The 18,888-nt window shown below is 46.8% G+C and carries 13 protein-coding genes, 1 tRNA gene and 1 other RNA gene; 11 read left to right on the forward strand and 4 right to left on the reverse strand.

Annotated features, from left to right (window positions below; genetic code table 11):
* The first annotated feature begins 326 nt into the window (after positions 1-326).
* From AB0L18_RS26515 to glgP, 4 genes are all read left to right on the forward strand, one after another.
* Positions 327-2,543, forward strand: coding sequence for a patatin-like phospholipase family protein (locus AB0L18_RS26515; protein WP_367390344.1), 2,217 nt, complete (start codon positions 327-329; stop codon positions 2,541-2,543).
* Positions 2,544-2,860: 317 nt separating this feature from the next.
* Positions 2,861-3,445 carry an FKBP-type peptidyl-prolyl cis-trans isomerase gene (locus tag AB0L18_RS26520; RefSeq protein WP_367393193.1) on the forward strand — a complete coding sequence of 195 codons (585 nt, stop codon included), beginning with the start codon at positions 2,861-2,863 and terminating at the stop codon, positions 3,443-3,445.
* Between the two features lie 82 nt (positions 3,446-3,527).
* Positions 3,528-4,382, forward strand: a complete 855-nt coding sequence (locus tag AB0L18_RS26525) for an alpha/beta fold hydrolase (protein ID WP_367390345.1) — start codon at positions 3,528-3,530, stop codon at positions 4,380-4,382.
* Between the two features lie 172 nt (positions 4,383-4,554).
* A complete protein-coding gene (gene glgP, locus AB0L18_RS26530; RefSeq protein WP_367390346.1) occupies positions 4,555-7,113 on the forward strand; it encodes an alpha-glucan family phosphorylase in 2,559 nt (852 codons plus the stop codon).
* A gap of 305 nt (positions 7,114-7,418) precedes the next feature.
* On the opposite strand, the gene AB0L18_RS26535 is transcribed toward glgP, so the two are convergent.
* Both AB0L18_RS26535 and AB0L18_RS26540 read right to left on the reverse strand, forming a co-directional pair.
* Positions 7,419-8,606, reverse strand: coding sequence for an esterase (locus AB0L18_RS26535; protein ID WP_367390347.1), 1,188 nt, complete (start codon positions 8,604-8,606; stop codon positions 7,419-7,421).
* Positions 8,607-8,623: 17 nt separating this feature from the next.
* Positions 8,624-9,238, reverse strand: a complete 615-nt coding sequence (locus AB0L18_RS26540; protein ID WP_367393194.1) for an HAD family hydrolase — start codon at positions 9,236-9,238, stop codon at positions 8,624-8,626.
* A 426-nt stretch (positions 9,239-9,664) separates the two neighbouring features.
* Here AB0L18_RS26540 and AB0L18_RS26545 point away from each other — a divergent pair.
* From AB0L18_RS26545 to rnpB, 7 genes are all read left to right on the forward strand, one after another.
* Positions 9,665-9,738 (forward strand) — tRNA-Arg (locus AB0L18_RS26545).
* A 92-nt stretch (positions 9,739-9,830) separates the two neighbouring features.
* Complete coding sequence (rpmB, locus tag AB0L18_RS26550) at positions 9,831-10,079, forward strand: 50S ribosomal protein L28 (protein ID WP_367390348.1); 249 nt, start codon at positions 9,831-9,833, stop codon at positions 10,077-10,079.
* A 27-nt stretch (positions 10,080-10,106) separates the two neighbouring features.
* On the forward strand, positions 10,107-10,295 hold the full coding sequence (gene rpmG / locus AB0L18_RS26555; protein ID WP_367390349.1) for a 50S ribosomal protein L33: 189 nt from the start codon (positions 10,107-10,109) through the stop codon (positions 10,293-10,295).
* Between the two features lie 72 nt (positions 10,296-10,367).
* A complete protein-coding gene (locus tag AB0L18_RS26560) occupies positions 10,368-10,541 on the forward strand; it encodes a DUF4295 family protein (protein ID WP_367390350.1) in 174 nt (57 codons plus the stop codon).
* 190 nt (positions 10,542-10,731) lie between these two features.
* Positions 10,732-11,688: a signal recognition particle-docking protein FtsY gene (ftsY, locus tag AB0L18_RS26565; RefSeq protein WP_367390351.1), complete on the forward strand. Its 957-nt coding sequence runs from the start codon at positions 10,732-10,734 to the stop codon at positions 11,686-11,688.
* Between the two features lie 24 nt (positions 11,689-11,712).
* Complete coding sequence (locus AB0L18_RS26570) at positions 11,713-12,822, forward strand: App1 family protein (protein ID WP_367390352.1); 1,110 nt, start codon at positions 11,713-11,715, stop codon at positions 12,820-12,822.
* Between the two features lie 19 nt (positions 12,823-12,841).
* An RNA gene (gene rnpB, locus AB0L18_RS26575) (RNase P RNA component class A) lies at positions 12,842-13,255 on the forward strand.
* A 228-nt stretch (positions 13,256-13,483) separates the two neighbouring features.
* Here rnpB and porV read toward each other — a convergent pair.
* Positions 13,484-14,689, reverse strand: coding sequence for a type IX secretion system outer membrane channel protein PorV (gene porV, locus AB0L18_RS26580; RefSeq protein ID WP_367390353.1), 1,206 nt, complete (start codon positions 14,687-14,689; stop codon positions 13,484-13,486).
* Between the two features lie 240 nt (positions 14,690-14,929).
* Entirely contained in the window at positions 14,930-18,799 is a 3,870-nt protein-coding gene (porU, locus tag AB0L18_RS26585) for a type IX secretion system sortase PorU (RefSeq protein WP_367390354.1), read from the reverse strand.
* Between the last annotated feature and the right edge of the window lie 89 nt (positions 18,800-18,888).

Consider the following 18,888-nt stretch of genomic DNA (forward strand, 5'->3'; position numbering starts at 1 on the left):
TCTGTTGGTTCGGCCCTTCCTGTGGTCGGGCTCCCCGCATAAGTCTCCAACAAGCCAAAACAAAACCCATGTCCTCCCTCGGGAGGTGTCCAAAGGACGGAGGGGGCAGCACAATCCGCAAGGGCTGCCCTCCCTGCCTGACGTGCCGCTGGCAAGCAGGCCTCGATCCTGTGGATCGGTCCCTCCAGCGGGACACATTTTGATGGTGCTAGTAGCAAGAAGACCACAATTAGCTAAGCTATCCTCATGATCACAGCACTCTCGCTCAAACGAAGACCTGAATATTGAGGAATGGCGTAACTTTGCTCCCCAACAATCCCGACAGCATGAAACTACACCTTATTATAGCATCCGTCTTATGCGCTTCGCTGCTCTGGTGCCTGGCATCGCCAGGAATGGCCCAGAATGCTCCTCCCCCAAAACTAGGCATCGCTCTTTCTGGTGGCGGTGCCAAAGGCTTGGCACATATTGGTGTATTGAAAGTACTGGAAGAAAATGGCATCTTCCCCGACTACCTCACCGGCACCAGCATGGGAAGTATCGTGGGTGGCTTGTACGCCATTGGCTATACCCCGACCCAATTGGAAGAACTGGCAACCAGTTTGCGTTGGAGCGACTACTTCAACGACAGCTACGCGCGCAACTACCTCCCCATTGATCAACGAAACAAAGCCGATCGCTACCAGCTGACTTTCGCGCTGGAAGATGGTATGCTAAGTATCCCCCGTGGCCTGATTGGTGGCAAGAAAATATTGACGCTCCTCACGGGCCTGACGGCCTGTGTGCACGATGTGGACAGCTTCGACAAATACTACTGCCCTTTTTCTTGTGTAGCTACAGACTTGGAAACGGGGGAAGCATTTGTATTTAAGGCCGGACCCTTACGTAAAGGAATCAGGGCGAGTATGTCGATCCCTTCGGCCTTTGATCCGCTGGTCTACGAAGACAAAATTTTGGTAGACGGCCTGCTGGCCCGCAACCTTCCGGTAAGCGATGCGCTGGAGATGGGGGCAGATATCGTGATTGGCGTGGATGTTGGGGATGCGCTTTATCCGCGGGAAGAGCTCACCAGCGTACTCCGGGTACTGGAACAAACCAGTAGCTACGTGATGGCGGCTTCTACCCTGGAGCAACGAGCCCTAGCGGGTTTCATTATTGATCCTGACCTGGAACCGTTTACCACCTTGAGTTACAATGTAGCTCCTGCCCTGATTCAAAAAGGAGAAGATGCCGCACAAGCTGCCTTGCCTGCCTTGCAGGCTTACCTCGATTCCGTAGGCTGGCAAAGCAAGCCCATCCCCGAAAGGCCGAATTGCCGGAGAGATAGTTTTCCCATCAAGGAAGTCGCGTTTATTGCTGCTGATAGCACTACCCAGAAGACGCTGGCGCAGATGGTGAGGATCAAAACACCCCAGGTGATTACCATCAAAGAAATAGAAGAATGGATCAGTGTCCTATACGCTTCGGGCTTTTACAGTGTGGTCGACTACGAACTGGTACACGCCGATGGCGGCGGCTACCTCTTACGGTTTGCCGCCGAAAGCACACCTAATATATATATCAGAGGAAGTATCAACTACGATGTGGATTTTAATGCGGGCTTACTTATCAACTTTACCGCGCGCAATCAACTGGGCTACGGCAGCTTGTTAAGTGCTGACTTACGGGTATCCGAGTACCCTGGTTTTTGGCTTGATTACACCATTAATACCCGTACCAGCCCCAGCTTTGGTGTACGCTTATACGCAAGTGGGCAAATCATTCCGGGTGCCTTGTTTGCACAAAACGAGCTGGTAGACGAGTTTACCTTTCACCATTATAATGCCGGCCTGGATTTGCAAACCAACCTGAGTCGACAGTGGCATTTCCGCGTCGGTGCCGGAGGGGAGCACTTTTCTGAAAATCCGCGCTTCTTTTCGCTGACGGAATTGGAGGCCCGCGCCCAACGCTGGCTGGCCTACGGGCAGTTGATTAGAGACACCTACGATCGGACTTACTTCCCCGAGGATGGATCGCTCTCCCAATTGTGGGTAGAATACAACCTGGCGGGCAAACTGGAAGAAGCCAAAGCAGGAGGTGCCAATTTTGAAACGGATGGCAATTGGACCATTGGTGGGAAAGTGCACAAAGCCTTCCAATTGGGTAAACACCTTTGGCTGGATGCCACTGCCGGTGCTGGCCATAGTCAAATGACCGAAGACCACCCTCTGTTGCGCTTCTATCTAGGGCGAGAGATTCCCAACCACAATCGTTTTTACGAGTTGTACGGGTTTCGACTGAGTGAGCAAAGAATAAGCACCTTTGGTTTTGGACGCCTGCAGTTACGCGCCGAAATCGGCTCGAACAACTACCTGGCCATTGGGTACAACCAGGGGCTATCTGCACTACTTGTTGGCGGAGAGGTGCTCGAAGAAAATAAACTCTCTGGCCTCGGCCTGGAGTTGGGTAGTGTCACCCCACTGGGGCCTTTACGCTTCACCGCAGAATACAACCTGGATTCCGAGCGCTTCAACTTTTCCTTTTTTGCGGGGTACCGGTTTTAGGGAGTATCAGGTTGATGGTTGATGGTTGATGGTCAACTTACAACCATCAACTTACAACCATTACCCCTCCTTCTCACTTATATCGTAGCGATAATAACCTTCTCAAGGCAAATCTCATTCTTGAATTACAGGCAGAATGCCTACCTTTGCCGCCCGAATGAGCTTTTTTCTGAACAACCGGTGTAATAATTGACGTTTTTGAACGTCTTAAAGCGGCACCAAATAAGATGATTTACCTCATGCGTATTCTATTACTAACAGTGGTACTGTCCCTAGCCGGGCAGTTTACATTACAAGCACAAGAAGAAAAAACCAATATGGATTCTCTTAGCTACAGCTTGGGCGTACTGGTGGCCCAAAACCTCAAGAGCCAGGGATTTGAAGATCTTGAAGCAAGCAGCATGGCTGCCGCCATCCAGGACGTTCTTACCGACAATGATTTGAAGATTGATGTACAACAGGCCAATGCCAATGTACAAGCTTACATGCAGGCCAAGCAAGCAGCTCAGTTTGCAGAAAATAAAGAAGCGGGTGAAGCTTTCCTTAAGGAGAACGCTTTGCGTGGCAACGTTGTTACCACCGAAAGCGGGCTGCAGTACGAAGTGCTCAACCCGGGATCAGGTGCTAAGCCTGCCGCTACGGATAAAGTAACGGTTCACTACCACGGCACCTTGATTGATGGCACGGTATTCGACAGCTCCGTCAACCGTGGCACTCCTGCCTCGTTCGGCTTGAACCAGGTCATCAAAGGCTGGACGGAAGGTCTGCAACTTATGTCTACTGGTGCTAAATATAAGTTCTTCATCCCTTACCAACTGGGATACGGGGAGCAAGCTGCCGGACAAGCCATCAAGCCCTACTCTACCTTGATTTTCGAAGTGGAGTTGATCAAGATCAACTAAGCACCTTGCAAATTAATTTCAAAGAGGATAGGATCAGTTGGTTCTATCCTCTTTGTGTTTCCACCCCAAATAGCTTATTCTGATGGGAACCAAGTCTATACATTACCGTGATGGTAGCACCAATCAAGCCAGTATCTTTCCCGCCCCTGAGGAAGCCACCGCAATTATTATTTGTCTACCAGCCTTGGGGGTTCGTGCTTCCTACTACCACGACTTCGCTCAGGCACTGTCGGAGCAGGCGTTTCACGTGGTCACCATCGATTGGCGGGGGCATGGACATTCCAACCTCCGAGCAGGACGATCCATCGATTTTGGCTACGAAGAATTGGTGAATGATTTACAGGAATTGCTGGATTATGTCGAAAATTGGTTTTCGGTCATGCCAGTCTACGTAGTAGGCCATAGTCTGGGTGGGCAAATTGCCAGCTTGTGTGCTGCCCGATATCCTGGCTTGATACAGGGTTTGGTACTCATCGCTTCTTGCTCTGTGTATTACAAAGGGTGGGAAGGGCTAGGAGCCTGGCGGGTATGGTTGGCGGCTAAGCTGTTTCACCCCATCAGTAAAATTGTAGGTTACTTCCCAGGTAGAAGTATTGGCTTCGGCGACAGGGAGGCCCGTAAGGTAATGCACGACTGGTGCTACAATGGCCTTTACGGCAAATACCGCTTGGCGGGCAGTCTTTTTGATTATGAGGCCGCGCTACAAAAAATGGAAACCCCAAGCCTGGCCATCTCCATCGCTGGTGACGAGCTGGCCCCCATAAAAGCTACAGAAAACCTGGTGAAAAAATTCGCCAACACCACACCTCAGATGCCGCTCAATGGGCGCATCCATTTGGTGTTGTGGCAAGATGAAAACGGCCAAGGTTACAACCATTTCAATTGGGCAAAACAACCACAGGAAATCATCCACCAAATCACATCATGGATCCCGTAGAGACGTTGCACCGCAAAAGTCGGAAGTAAGATTGGTGTAAGGGTTGGAAAAGTGTAAAGGTGTAAGGATTGCCATTAATTCGCCCACCCCTTAGTGTAAAAAATACAACATTGAACTATAGGAGATTGCACCGGGATGCTTACCTTTGCCCGAATGTTCAAAAATAGCATGTATGATTGGTCAATTAAAAGATGCTCAATTTAAGCTTAAACGCATATTTATTGAGTCCCAACTTCCCGCAGTATTAGAGCCATTGCGTGAACTTTCAAACAACCTCTGGTGGTCCTGGAATGAGGATGCCATTGAGCTTTTCCATAGCATTGACAGCGAAGCACTGAAAGAACTGAACTACAATCCAGTTGCATTATTGGACCAGCTGAGTCTGGAACAAGCCCAAGCACTGGCCGAAGACAAGGCTTTTCTCGCCCGCCTCAAAAAAGTAGATAAAAAATTCAAAGACTACCTCAACACGCCTAAGCAAAAAGGCCAATCACAGGTAGCCTATTTCAGCATGGAATACGGTTTGCACATCAGTTTGCGCTTGTATTCCGGTGGTCTTGGTGTACTTGCAGGTGATTATCTCAAGGAAGCCAGCGACGACAATGCCAATCTTTTTGCCGTAGGGCTACTGTACCGTTACGGGTACTTCAAGCAGGCTTTGTCGCTCAATGGTGACCAAATCCACAATTTCCCACCACAAGAATTTACCAAGCTCCCCATTGCGCCGGTCCGTAATGACAATGGTGACTGGATTCGCATCACTATTGACCTTAAAGGTCGTGCCGTACAAGCCAAATTGTGGGTCTTGAAGGTAGGACGCATTGATCTCTACCTGTTAGATACGGATCTAGAGGAAAACAGCTGGGAAGATCGTTCTTTGACCCACCAACTCTATGGAGGAGACAATGAACACCGCCTCAAGCAAGAGATTCTTTTGGGTATTGGTGGTACTCGGGCGATTCAGGCCATGGGCTTGCAACCTGACATCTACCACCTTAATGAAGGTCATGCTTCTTTCCTCAGTCTGGAACGTTTAAAGCATCTGATCAACGACAACAACCTCAGCTACACTCAGGCGGTAGAAGTAGTAAGGGCTTCTTCCCTGTTTACAACCCATACGCCCGTGCCTGCTGGTCATGATCACTTCCCGGAGTACATGATCCAGCAATACCTGCACCATTTCACCAATGATTTGGGTATTTCCTGGCACGACTTTATGGCATTGGGCCGCGTCAACGCGGATGCAGCAGAAGACTTCAACATGAGCCACCTGGCCATCCGTCTTTCTCAGGAAGTCAATGGTGTAAGTAAGCTACACGGTACTGTTTCGCAGAAAATGTTCACCAAACTCTTCCCTGGTTATACCTCTGACGAGTTGCACATTGGCTACGTTACCAACTCGGTCCACTACCCTACCTGGATTGCCAATGAATGGCACCAGATTTACACCAAGACATTTGGTGAGAAATTCCTGCGTGACCAGTACAACCACGATCACTGGCGCAAGATCCACAAGGTGCCTGACACGGAAATCATGGCCACCCGTCGGGAACTCAAATCACGCCTTTTAAGTTATGTCAAGGATAAGATCAAATCCGATCTTACCCGTCGTGGGCAGTCGCCGCGTGCTATTTTTCAGGTCATCAACAATATCCGTGAAGATGCATTAGTGCTTGGTTTTGCGCGTCGTTTTGCAACTTACAAGCGGGCACATCTGATGTTTTCGAATGTGGATCGTTTGCGAGAACTGGTCAATAGCCAAAACCGGCCAGTCATTTTCCTTTTCGCAGGAAAAGCTCACCCCGCCGACGGAGGTGGTCAGGACTTGATCCGACACATTATTGACATCAGCAAGCGCGACGAATTTGTGGGCAAAGTAATCTTCCTGGAAGATTACAATATGGAGATGGCCAAGCTTCTGGTACAAGGTGTTGACATCTGGTTGAACACGCCTACCCGCCCCTTGGAGGCTTCGGGCACTAGTGGTATGAAAGCTGCGATGAACGGTGTTGTCAACTTCAGCGTACTTGATGGCTGGTGGGCAGAAGGTTATCGTCCTGACTCAGGTTGGGCCCTTTCATTAGAGCGCACCTACGAAGATCAAAGCCTCCAGAATGAGTTGGATGCCGAAAACATCTATAATATTCTGGAAACGGAGATCATTCCTACCTATTTCGATTTCAACGAAGAGGGCATCTCTCCTAGATGGGTGAGCTACGTAAAGAACATCATTGCGGAAGTGGCACCTTTCTTCACGATGCAAAGAATGTTGCACCACTACTACGAGCGATTTTACAATAAGCTTTTCAGCGCAATTGATACGCTAAGGAAAGATGACTTTAAACCCGCTAAAGAATTGGCTGCTTGGAAGGACTACGTTCGCCAACATTGGTCAAAGGTACATACCATAGAGGTGGACACTTTCGATGCGTCGAACCATCCGCTACCAATTGGTCAGAAGATGGAAGCGAAAATCACTGTAGCCTTGGGTAGTTTGGCCGCCGAATACGTAGGCGTGGAACTTGTTTTCTTCAAGAGAATCAATGACAACGAGCTGGATTTGGTACGAGTAGCCCAGCTGGAACTGAAAGACAAAGGTAATGGTCAGGCCACCTATGCAGTAGCTATTGATCCTAAACTAGCGGGCGTATACGAATTTGGCTTCCGCATCTACCCTCACCACCCACTTTTGGCCAATCGCCAAGGGTTGAACTTGGTGCATTGGGTGTAGGATGTGTAAAGAGGGTTTGATGGTTGATGGTTGGGTCTACGAATCTCAACCTTTACACTTTTCCAACGCTTACACCTTTACACCGTTTAATTCCGACTTAAAAAAAGCGGCCATTCCAAATACCTGGGATGGCCGCTACTATTTTTGTCAAACAAACACTTGATAAAAAAGTGATAGTGCTATTATTGAGTAATTGGGATTAAAAGTAGTGTAAGGGACAACTAAGTTTTAGGTGCAAATCGCTCATTGATACCGCTAAGGACAAGAGCGTTACCGATGGATAGTATTTTTTTTTGCAATGCCCCTTATTGAAATAGCTGTGGCACAAATTCGGCAAGATAAATTCGCCAGTTCCTCCAGATATGCCCACCTTCTGTTTCCTGATAGGTATATTCCATCCCTATCTTATCCAGCCTTTCCCGATAATCCTGATTGGCATTGTACAGGAAGTCTGTTTTTCCGATACCGATCCAGTACAACTTGTAGCCATTGTCCATTTGTGTTTTTAAAGTCTCATCGATATTGGCATATACTGTTCCCGTAGGATCGTTACCATTTAAGATAGCCGCGGAGAATAATCCGACGTAGTTGAACGTATTGGGATAAATTCTGGAGATGTGTAGGGCATGAAAACCACCCATAGATAAGCCTGCGATAGCGCGATTCGCCTTATTCTTAAGTACTCGATAGTTGTTTTCTACAAAGTGCACGACATCCATAAAATGAGTCTCATAGGTACCATCCATTGTTTTGGGAACCATAAATTGGGGTTTATAAAAGCCCGTATTCCCCTCACCTGGAGCTGCATCCTGAATAACATTGCCGTTGGGCATGACAACAATCATAGGTTTGATTTTCCCTTCGGCCAACAGGTTGTCCATGATTTGGGCAGTACGGCCGAGGGTGATCCAAGCCTCCTCGTCGCCTCCTGCCCCATGTAAGAGGTAAAGTACCGGATATTGTTCACCCGAATTTTCGTAACCTGGAGGGGTATAGACTGTAAGTCGACGATCCATGTTTAAGCCAGGAGATTCATACCAACGATGACTTACGGTACCATGAGGTACATCATTGATTGCATACAGATGTGCTTCTTTCTGACCGATAACAAAGATATTATACAAATTGCCCACATCTCTAATCACAAATGGATTCGAAGGATCTATAGTATTAAGCCCATTAACTACAAAGGAATAGCTGTATAATTCAGCGGTAAGAGGGGCTGTTCGGTAAGACCATACACCATTTTCCTCTTTTTGGAGTAGCGCTTTTCCGGGAGCATCTACCTCCCCCATCGGTGTTGATACTTTGACTGTGGGTAAAAAATCACCTGTTACAAAGACCGAATCAGCATTAGGAGCTATTAGCCGGAACGTCACTGAATTGTCTTCATGAATTTCGGGAGAAGTTACACCGGGGCCCCACTGCTGTCCATAACCATTGGCCGTCATAAGTAAGATCAATAAGAGATTTAATAGGTTGTTGTTTTTCATAATATTATTTTTTCGGCTTAAAGGATTCCAAATTTGAGCAACTCCTCTTTTAGTTGTTCTGGTGAATGAAAATGTATACTACGTAGTCCCAATCTTCGGGCGGCCTCTACATTACGCAAATTATCATCAATAAATAAGGAGGTAGCGAGTTGCAAAGGAAAACGTTCTTCCAGTAATTGATAAAAGGCGGGCGTTGGTTTTCGCATTTTTTCCACCCCCGACACTAATATCCCTTGAAACCACGAGAGAAAATCATACTCCCGGAGTGCTACTGGCCAGGTTTCTGCCGACCAATTGGTGAGCGCAAACAAGTCGTAGGCATTTTCTTTTTTCAGTTGCGCTAAAAGATCTACTGTCCCGATGATGGGGCCTCCTAGCATTTCTGGCCAGCGCCCGTAAAAGGCTCGAATCAGTTGCTCGTGTTCAGGGTGTTGGCTGACCAGTATTGCTGTACCGTCGGCCAAGGAGCGGCCCGCGTCCTGGGCTTCATTCCAATCGGAGGTAGCAATATTATTGAGGAAATAATCAATTTCAGGTTCGCTAGGAAGCAGCTTCCGATATAGGTAACGCGGATTCCAGTCGATGAGTACGCCGCCGAGGTCGAAGATGATGGTGGTTATTGGTTGGATGATTGGATGGTTTTTGTTAGTTGATGGTTGTTAGTTGATGGTTTGGTTGCTTTTACCAAAAAACAGATGCTCTGTAGCAACTTAGGGAGAGGTTGGAGGAAGTAGACACCTTGTCAATAAGTAAAAAGACGGAAATAACTGTCCCCCGTTTTTGATCCGTCAAATAACTAAGGTAGTTGTAAAGATAAAATGGGGGGCTGAAAAAAACGCATACTATTTTAGTTAATTATGGTACTATTTTAGTTGCGAATTGCGAACCAATGACTAATTTCGCGCTGAAATTGGGAGTCCCTGCAAAGGTAAAGGCCTATAATCAGGGAGTAAAGCAGAAAAAGTCATTTTTGTTGGAACTTTTTTCACTAAATATTTTTTCTATTTACAAATGTCCTTATATTTGCATCCGCTTCGGGAGATGAAGCGAAAATTAATGGCTTCGTAGCTCAATTGGATAGAGTCCCTGACTACGGATCAGGAGGTTGAAGGTTCGAATCCTTCCGAAGTCACTTCCCATTTATTCCCGGGCTTTTGCTCGGGAATATTTTTTTTTACATTCCGATGGGATTCATTCCCTAATTGGAAAAAATACGGATGACGTATGTCTAAGGTTTGTCAACTGACTGGAAAGCGCCCGATTACAGGGAACAACGTATCCCACTCGAACCGCAAAACAAAGCGTCGCTTTGTTCCTAATATTCAGAAGAAGCGTTTCTATATTCAGGAACTCGACCGCTGGGTTACCTTAACGGTATCTACTTCTGCGATGCGCAATATCAACAAATTAGGTCTGCTCGCTTACTTGAAGAAGTTAGAGCGTAAGGGCGTTGATACTGGCATTAGACTGTAATTTGCTCATTTATTAAGCTATCCCATCATGGCAAAGAAAAGTAAAGGTAATCGCATTCAGATTATTCTGGAATGCACCGAACATAAGACCAGTGGTATGCCAGGTACTTCTCGTTACGTAACGCAGAAAAACCGCAAGAATACCCCTGACCGTCTGGAGTTGAAAAAATACAACCCAGTACTTAAGCGTATGACTGTACATCGCGAAATCAAATAATAAAGGTACTTGACCTTGCGTTTGAATTTCCGTAATATTGTGTCAATTATTAATTTCGAAAAATAAGCAACAATGGCTAAAGTATCGAAAAACGCACGGGTTGCCCAGCGTGCTGCTAACGCAGGTTCTGGTCGTGATTTCGTGAAGGTTGTACAGAGCATCAAAAACCCGAAAACGGGTAAGTACTCTTACAAGCAAGTAATGGTGCACAAAGATAAAGTTGACGAATTTCTAGCAAAGAAATAGTTCGCTCTTCTTTGATGTTATCAGCTTAAAAAGGCTTTTCTTGGCGTTGTCCTGGAAAAGCCTTTTTTGTATTTATACTGTTCCGTAGCGGTGAGGTAATTATCTTTACCAAACTTGAGCTGCAACCTACCCTAGTTTGCTACTGTTTAGTATCTTGGCCAATGTATGCCGCCAAAAATAAATTTTCAATATGAGTTTTTTTTCCAAGTTCTTCAATAAAGAAAAAAAAGAAGATCTCGATAAAGGTTTAGAAAAAACCAAAACCAATTTCCTGGGCAAATTGGGTAAGGCTATAGCCGGGAAGACGACTGTTGACGAAGAAGTACTTGATGAACTGGAGAATATCCTTATCACTTCTGATGTTGGTCTGGAAACAACGGTAAAGATCATCGGACGCATTGAAGAACGCGTTGCGCGAGATAAATACCTCAACACGAGTGAACTCAACGAGATTCTCCGCGATGAAATCGTTCAGCTGCTGGCAGAAAACAACACCACCGACCTGGAAGGATATACACTACCCAGTGAGCACCGCCCAACTATTATCATGGTTGTAGGCGTAAACGGTGTTGGAAAAACAACTACTATCGGTAAACTGGCTCACCAGTACCATGCACAAGGACTGAAAGTAGTCATGGGCGCGGGTGATACCTTCCGCGCAGCAGCAGTAGATCAGTTAAAAATATGGTCAGAACGAGTAGGTTGCGATTTTTACAGTAAAGGGATGAATACCGATCCGGCTGCTGTAGCCTTTGAAACCGTCAATTACGCCATCGAAAACAAATGTGATGTAGCAATCATTGATACTGCTGGAAGGTTACACACCAAGTTTAACCTGATGAAAGAGCTAAGTAAAATCCGAAATAGTATCAGTAAAAGATTGGACGGAGCTCCTCACGAAGTACTCTTAGTACTTGATGCGACTACTGGCCAAAACGCTATTGAGCAAGCTACCCATTTCACCAAAGCCACGGAGGTCTCGGCTTTGGCACTCACTAAACTCGATGGGACCGCTAAAGGCGGTGTAGCGATTGGCATTTCCGACCAGTTTAAGGTACCTATTAAATACATCGGGGTAGGTGAAGGTATTCACCACCTACAAATTTTCAATAAACGGGCTTTTGTTGACTCCATTTTTGAAGCGTAGCAGGGCCTGCTATTTCTGTCTCGTATGGCTGCTTCCCGCTTACATCGCTGGTCAAAAAAACTTAGCCGTACTTTCGGAAAGTTAAGATCAATCCTAGGATTGGGGACTGGTCATCCAGTGATGGTACACTCCTACCGGGGATTTGGTAGTCGCAATTATCTTTTTCTAAGCGGTCGGGTGTTGCGAGATAAATTTATCCGTAAAGGAAAAACGGATACTACCTGGAGAAACTTCAGCAATACCGTTAAGAGGTTTAATTCTCGCGAAATCGGAGGAGCTGATATTTGCATTCACTTTGGTGGTCAATCTTTTTCTTTGCAAACAGATAGTGAAGGTTACTATACCCTCGACACTTACCTACAGCAGCCTTTACCTCCTCCTCCCGCTCATCCTCCTTTTTGGCAAAAAGCAACCGTCGAGCTTTTGCGGATCCCAGGAATACAAATCAATCAGAAACAAAACGCCGAAGTACTCATTCCTGGCTCTGCCGCTTCTTTTGGAATCATCAGTGATATTGATGATACGATACTAAAAACTTACGTTACCAGCTGGCTAAAATGGCGGATGATTTATCTAACCATCTTGAAAAATGCTTTTTCCCGTCAGGCTTTCTCACGCGTAGCTGCATTTTATCAGGCATTACGGCGGGGAGCGCAAGGAGAAGAGTATAATCCTTTCTTTTACGTCTCTAATAGTCCGTGGAATCTCTACGATTTACTGGAAGAATTTTTGGATCTTAACAAGCTGCCTCGTGGCCCGATCATGCTGCGCGATTTCGGCTTACCCTACGAAAAAAGGCCCGCCAACTATCGGGGGCATAAACACGAACAAATTATCCGTATCCTGGAACTCTACCCGCAGCTTCCTTTTGTGCTGATCGGTGACAGTGGAGAAAAGGATACCGATATCTACCGTTCGGTAGCACTGGAATATCCTGGCCGGATCAAGGCCATCTATATCCGGGACGTGCGCAGCCAGCAGCGAGCTGCCCGCGTTCAGGAAGTCCTTTCTTCTATTCCTGGCACCCCTACCCTACTGGTTCATTCTTATGAGGATGCTGCTCGCCACGCAGCGCAGCACGAACTCCTTTCCATGGCTACTTTTGAGAAGTTTAATCCCACGATTGTCTTTTAAACCTTACCTTTGCATTCCGGTTGTACGTGACCCCGTCGCTGTTCGCTTCGTGCGAAAAGAGGAAAGTCCGGACAATACAGAGCACCGCACCACTTAAGAGGTGGGAGGTCAGGGAGGAATTCTTGGTCTACAGATAGTGTCGCAGAAAATATACCGCCAGCTCTTCGGAGTCGGTAAGGGTGAAAACGTGCGGGGCCTTGGCCCTTAAAGTAAGAGCGCACGCCGTTCGGTAGTAATATCGGAGGGTGATAAACCTTGCGGATTGAAATGCCATGTACACCAGTCTGTCTGATCTTCGGAGAAGGCTACAAGTTGCTCGCTTGCTGACTGGGGGGTAGGCAGATAGATCGGATCAGTGATGATCCGGGTAGATAAATGACGGGGCAGTGCCACGTGCACTGCACAGAATCCGGCTTATGATCGTACACCGGTTTTTTAAATTACAAAAAGGATTTTTGCCTAGCGGCAAAAATCCTTTTTGTTTAATAAGAAGCTTCCTTTCTTAGATGCTTCACTCTCCTAGGTTAAAGTAAATGATACATTGGGATAGTATCCATTTAGGCTTATCAAAATCCCTATACCCTATACCAAGTACCTAATACCGTGAGATTTGCCTTGAATTTCACTCCCTTTTAAGAACACTAAAAGGGCAAATCTCACATTAGCTACCAGGTTCAAAAGCACCAAAGTCAAACAACAAGCTGAACCGCAAGGTGTTGTCCAATGGGTTACGCTGATTGGTCGTAGGAACCAGGTAACTGAAGTTCAAACCGAAAATATTGTATTTCAAGCCCATTCCTAAAGTAAGGTACTTACGACCTCCTTTTTGGATGTGCTCGTTGAAATAACCTGCACGAACTGCAAATTGCTGATCGTACCAGTATTCCAGACCTACACTATAGACAAATTCTTTGATTTCTTCACTGAAGCCTTCAGGAGCATCACTAAAACTGCTAAACATAGCACTTACTGGTGATTGCTGGTTACGTGTATCCGTAGCACAATCTGGCCCTTGGCAAGGTGTTGGCACCATCAATTTATTGACATCTGCGGCGATCGTCAAGGTATTGAAATCATCAAAAGCCATCACCCAGGCAGCTCCCATGCCAAAGTTGGCAGGTAAGAAGTCGCGATCAATATTACGGGTATAGGTGATCTTGGAACCAATGTTCGTCAGTGCCAAGCCTATAGTCAGTTCGCTATCTTCTAGTGAGCTGGAAGATAAATCCTTCTGGTAAGTAAAGGAAACATCAGCCGCACCAGCAATGCCAGCTTCGATAACGTCTCCACCATCCAATTGTTGGCCGGCAGCAAGGTTAGAGTAGATAAACTTACCCGTCAAACCTGCGGTGAAGTTATCCGACAACTTACGCGAATAGGCCAGCGCAACCTCAAATTCGTTGGGGCGGCCCGTTACGAGAGGTTCACCATTTACATCCGTAAATTGAATACTACCCAGGGAGAAGTAACGCAAGCCAAAACCAAGTGCCTGCAAGTCATCCAATTTCTTGTAGCCAGTCAAATAGGCGAGGTAAACATCGTTCAGTCCTAATGACCGCAACCAAGGCGTGTAAGTCGCTGAAACAGCCAGATCTTCCTCCGCTAATACCAACTTCGAGGCATTGAAGTGCATAGCATTAGGATCAGCAGAAAGGCCAATGCCAACGTCTCCCATAGCTCCGGAGCGAGCATCCGCTACGATGCGTAAGAAAGGAACAGCAGTCGCTACGGTATTGGTACAAGGTGTTCCATCCAAATTGTAATATTTACCATCTGAGTCCAGGAAACAATTGCCCTGAGCACTTAGGTCACTATTAAACGCAGTCAATACCAGTACGAGAGCTGCAAAACGTAGTACGTTCTTCATGAGTTTGAATTCATTTTCTAATAAATCGGAGCAAATATAGCTCCTTCTGTGACAAATTTGAGGGTCAGCTTATAAAGTAGTTTGCAAAAGCCTTGCCAAAAATTCTTGCTGTGTAATTTTCACACCAAGAAAACCCTAAACAGGCAGGCTTTATTTTGTTGTTAATGAAAATTAATACCCTCTACCACAAATCCCCTGTCCGACTGGCCAGGCAGGTGCTTCGGCTTACCAAAAGCCAGCTTATTTCAAGATCACCAGTTTTTCGAAATCACTTTGGCCATTGAGTTCTTGCCCTCCCTGGGTGCGTACACGCACCTGATACAGGTATACGCCACGAGCCAGCTGGTCACCGTAATCGTCTTTACCATCCCATTCGATACAATCATCTAGGCGGAGTGCGCCATCATTGGCGGGGATATTTTCTTCAATGGTTTTCACCAGACGGCCCGAAACGGTATATACCTGGATCAACACCTCCAAATCCTCCCCAGCGATATTGGTATCAAACTGAAAACAGGTACGATCGGTGAATGGATTGGGATAATTGAGCACGTTTTGCAGGGCAATTTTACCATCATCGGCAACAATGAACTCTGTGATGCCTTCGCCCAAGTTATTCGCTACATCCCAGGCACGTACGCGCATGGTATAAGTGCCAGGTGCCAGGTCTTTCAATGGAAAACGTACTTCTCCCTTGGTGTAATCATCGTCTGCTGCTTCGTAGAAATCGTTGAGCAGATAACTGTTTTGGGTATTTTCGTTGAGGAAACCCTCCAAATCATGCCCAATACTATTGCCCGTAACGTTGATCCCAAAATCATCCGATAGTTTCACCACTAAGGTTGGGTTGGCCGTCACTTGGCTGCCGGCCACAAAGTCTTCAGAATTCATAAAGACTTCCACAATCGGCGGTAGATCATCAACTACACCATCGGGGTTGGAACCGCCAATAATGAAGCGTTCTTCACTCCCTCCGGCATCAATTCGCTGGCTGGGGTCGGCAGCGTAGTAGCTGATCTTGCCCTGCCCGTATTCGTAATTGATATCTTTAGGAACAACGAAAGAAAAGCTAAACTGACCATTGGTGACCGTAGCCCGCCCCCGGAAAAGGACATTTCGCTGAACCATGTAGGTTCTCTCCGGACTTCCCTCGGGGTCGTTACGAAGGGTTTGTGCTCCTACGCGTTTATCGTAAATAGTAGGAAAGACCGTTCCATTAAAGTTACTCAACAGGCTACCATTGAGATCTTCTATCCGCCCCGTAATGGTGACAGTTTCCAGGGCACTGAGGGTATCCTGACTAGAGGTGTCTACCTCAATACCATTTATGGAAGTGGTAGCAACTCGAAAGCGCGGCAAAGCCGGACGCATTGCCGGATCGCCCATCAGGGTAAATTTACGTTCATTCTCAAAGCTCCCTGGGGCACTCAGTGCATTTTTAGCTACCCGGATCACATCACCGAGGCGAGTCCAGTCTCCTTGTTCATTCTGTTGCAGCATTTGCGTCAGCGAACGGTTGGTCAAAGCTGCATTCCGATTAGCAAATACCGGGCGAGTCGTCGTGAGTAACGCAATCGCTCCCCCTCGCGGGCTGAGGATCAGCTCCTCCCCTGCCGAAACGAAGGCACCATTGTCATAATCACCAAAGGTGCAGGTTGCGGTGAGGAAAATACTAAGGCGGTCGAGGTTTTCCCAATTTTGAATCATCGGTATATCCAGCACGCGCTCCTGGGCCCAGCCTCGTGGGCCTCCATGCCCTAGGTAAGTCGTAATGACGGTTCCTCTGGTAATTGCTCGTTCCAGCTGCTCCTCCACTGTCGGGTAGCGGTCTCCGGCAGGAGTAGATTCCTGAGGGAAGAGGTCAAACAAGAGTTTATTGATATTAAACTGGGGCTTCAACTCCCTTACGAGTTCCGAAGCTTCATCAGAATCATCAGAGTGGGCAGCATTATCTTCATCATCTCCTAGGAAAGTCATTCTTGTGCGCCAGTCTTGATAATAATCTGCATTGGTATCGTATTGGATGATCTTATTGACAACGGTAGCGGCTTCTGCTGGTGTCTTTACGGGCAATCGCCCTACGGCAATGCTCATATCATTGGCCAGTGGGTCGGCACCGGGTTCATTGTCAAATATGACAAAAAAATCGTCGGCCGGAAAGCCTTTAAGTTCGTGGTTTTCGTCTCTTTGATAGACGGGAACAAAGTTGCCACCAAAGCCATACAAATCACGACAATCGAAAGAACCATCACCAATCAGCAGCAAATAACGCAAGCTACCATCGCGCTCAAAGATCAATTTGGCAAAATCTCGAATCGCCGTCGGACTTACCCGACCGCTAGAAAATTCATTGTAGACTTGATCGGTTGTAAATGCTGCCACCTGAAGACCACTGTGGCTACGACGATGTTCTGCCAATTCGAGGGCTTTCTCCTCAAAATCAGGGTGGTAAATAATCAACATTTCCTGCGCTTCCAATGCGTGCAAATTCTGCGCTTCTATTTTACCAATAGCCTCTGCAACAGCAAAGTCGGCACTGCTTCTAAAAGCAATAAACTCTCGCAAGCGATCAGCTGTTGGCACACCAAAACTCAAGCTATTTCCGCTGCTAATGGTCTGCTGTTGCTGAGGTTGTAGTGGATCAGAAATATCCCAAATGGTAATGTCACTGCCTGCATTATCAAGTACAAAAGTCGTCGTATTACGACTCATACTGCGCGTATCTCTGAAGAAGGTTTGGTCGCCTTCCATCCGTAAGCTCAATCGAGCTCGGGCCTGAATATAATCGAGCCAGGCAGAGCTTTGATCCGCACCACCAGGATGGGGATACCGTAAGAGTACGTCAAGACTTTCGTCCGTAAGGCTTATGGTACCATTGAGAGAACTGTTTGGGGCCAGGTCGTTGTAAATTTCGTTTTGGTCCCCAATGGGTACGCCTGGCACCGTTTGGCTTGACAAGGTTTGTCCAGCAATATCCAGAAAGAAGCGAGAACTCGGACGTGCACGCAAGGCCATGGAGGCCCTGATGGTAACGGGCTCGTTGGTTTGCAGCCCTTTTAAGACAAACAAGTTATCGTAATTCTTTTCTCTGGCAAATTTGAAGAAATCGCCGTACCAATGTTGGCCAGTGCCCGTACCGGTAGCTTCAATTTCGTGCAGAGGATTCACCCGATCTTCCTCAAAATGGAAGAGCCCATCATAGGTGGTGGCGTTGCCTTCGGTAGCAGATAAACTCGTTTGTTCCTGGACGCGCTGGCCATTGCCATTGCCTCCTATTTTGATGAAGTAATAATTACGAACATCATAAATATTCATTTGCAAGTCGAAACGATCCTGAGCAGCATTATAGCGCCATTTATTAGGTCCTTCAGCGTACAGCAAAATATAATCGCCACTATTGAAGCTACCGTCTTCTTCCCCAACGATACGTACAGCATTCTCTACTAAGTCCTCAGCACGATCCTCATTAACATCATAAGGTAGCAATCCGCCGCCATTGCCATAGACCTTTATCGTACGTGGATCGATATCATCCAGGTTACTGATACCTAACTGATCTTTGAGAAAACCGTAGCTCAACTTATACATCCCCGTCTCGGGTATTGCGATTTTGTATACCTCACCATCACTTAAAACAGAATTGAAGGGCGGCCCGCCACGTAGCGTACCACTCGGTTCGAAGTTGGCATTAAGCACAAAAGCTGTTGCTCTCTGGTAGGTATTGCCATCCTTGATAATCGGTACGACGGAGACTTTGGCAAAGTATCCCTCTGGTTCCCGAACAATATTGGTGCGAAATTGGAGCTCAGCCCCCAGTGCCTCATCCTCGGGTGCATAACGCTTATCCATTGGTTCAAAGCTGAGACTGCTTACCGATAGGTTGATTTGTCCAGGCCCACTGACGGGGAACCGATAAATCCAATAAGGATGAGAGGGAGCAGCATCGCCAAATTTAGCGTCGGTAAAAGACCATTGCTCGTAGCTTTGCTCACCAATACGATAAGTGGTGGGCGCATCTTCCCAGCGGAATTCCTGACGTATGACGGTCTGCGCGAAAAGTTGCACCCCAAAAAGCGCACAACAAAATGATATAAGGAGTAGTTTTTTCATAACTTGACTTGGTACTGCACAAATTTAACTTATTTGGAACGTAAACAGCCAATACCTATTTTTCGTTAACGGCAATTAGCCCCTAAAAT

It is taken from the genome of Lewinella sp. LCG006 (genome assembly GCF_040784935.1).
Classification (GTDB): Bacteria; Bacteroidota; Bacteroidia; order Chitinophagales; family Saprospiraceae; genus Lewinella.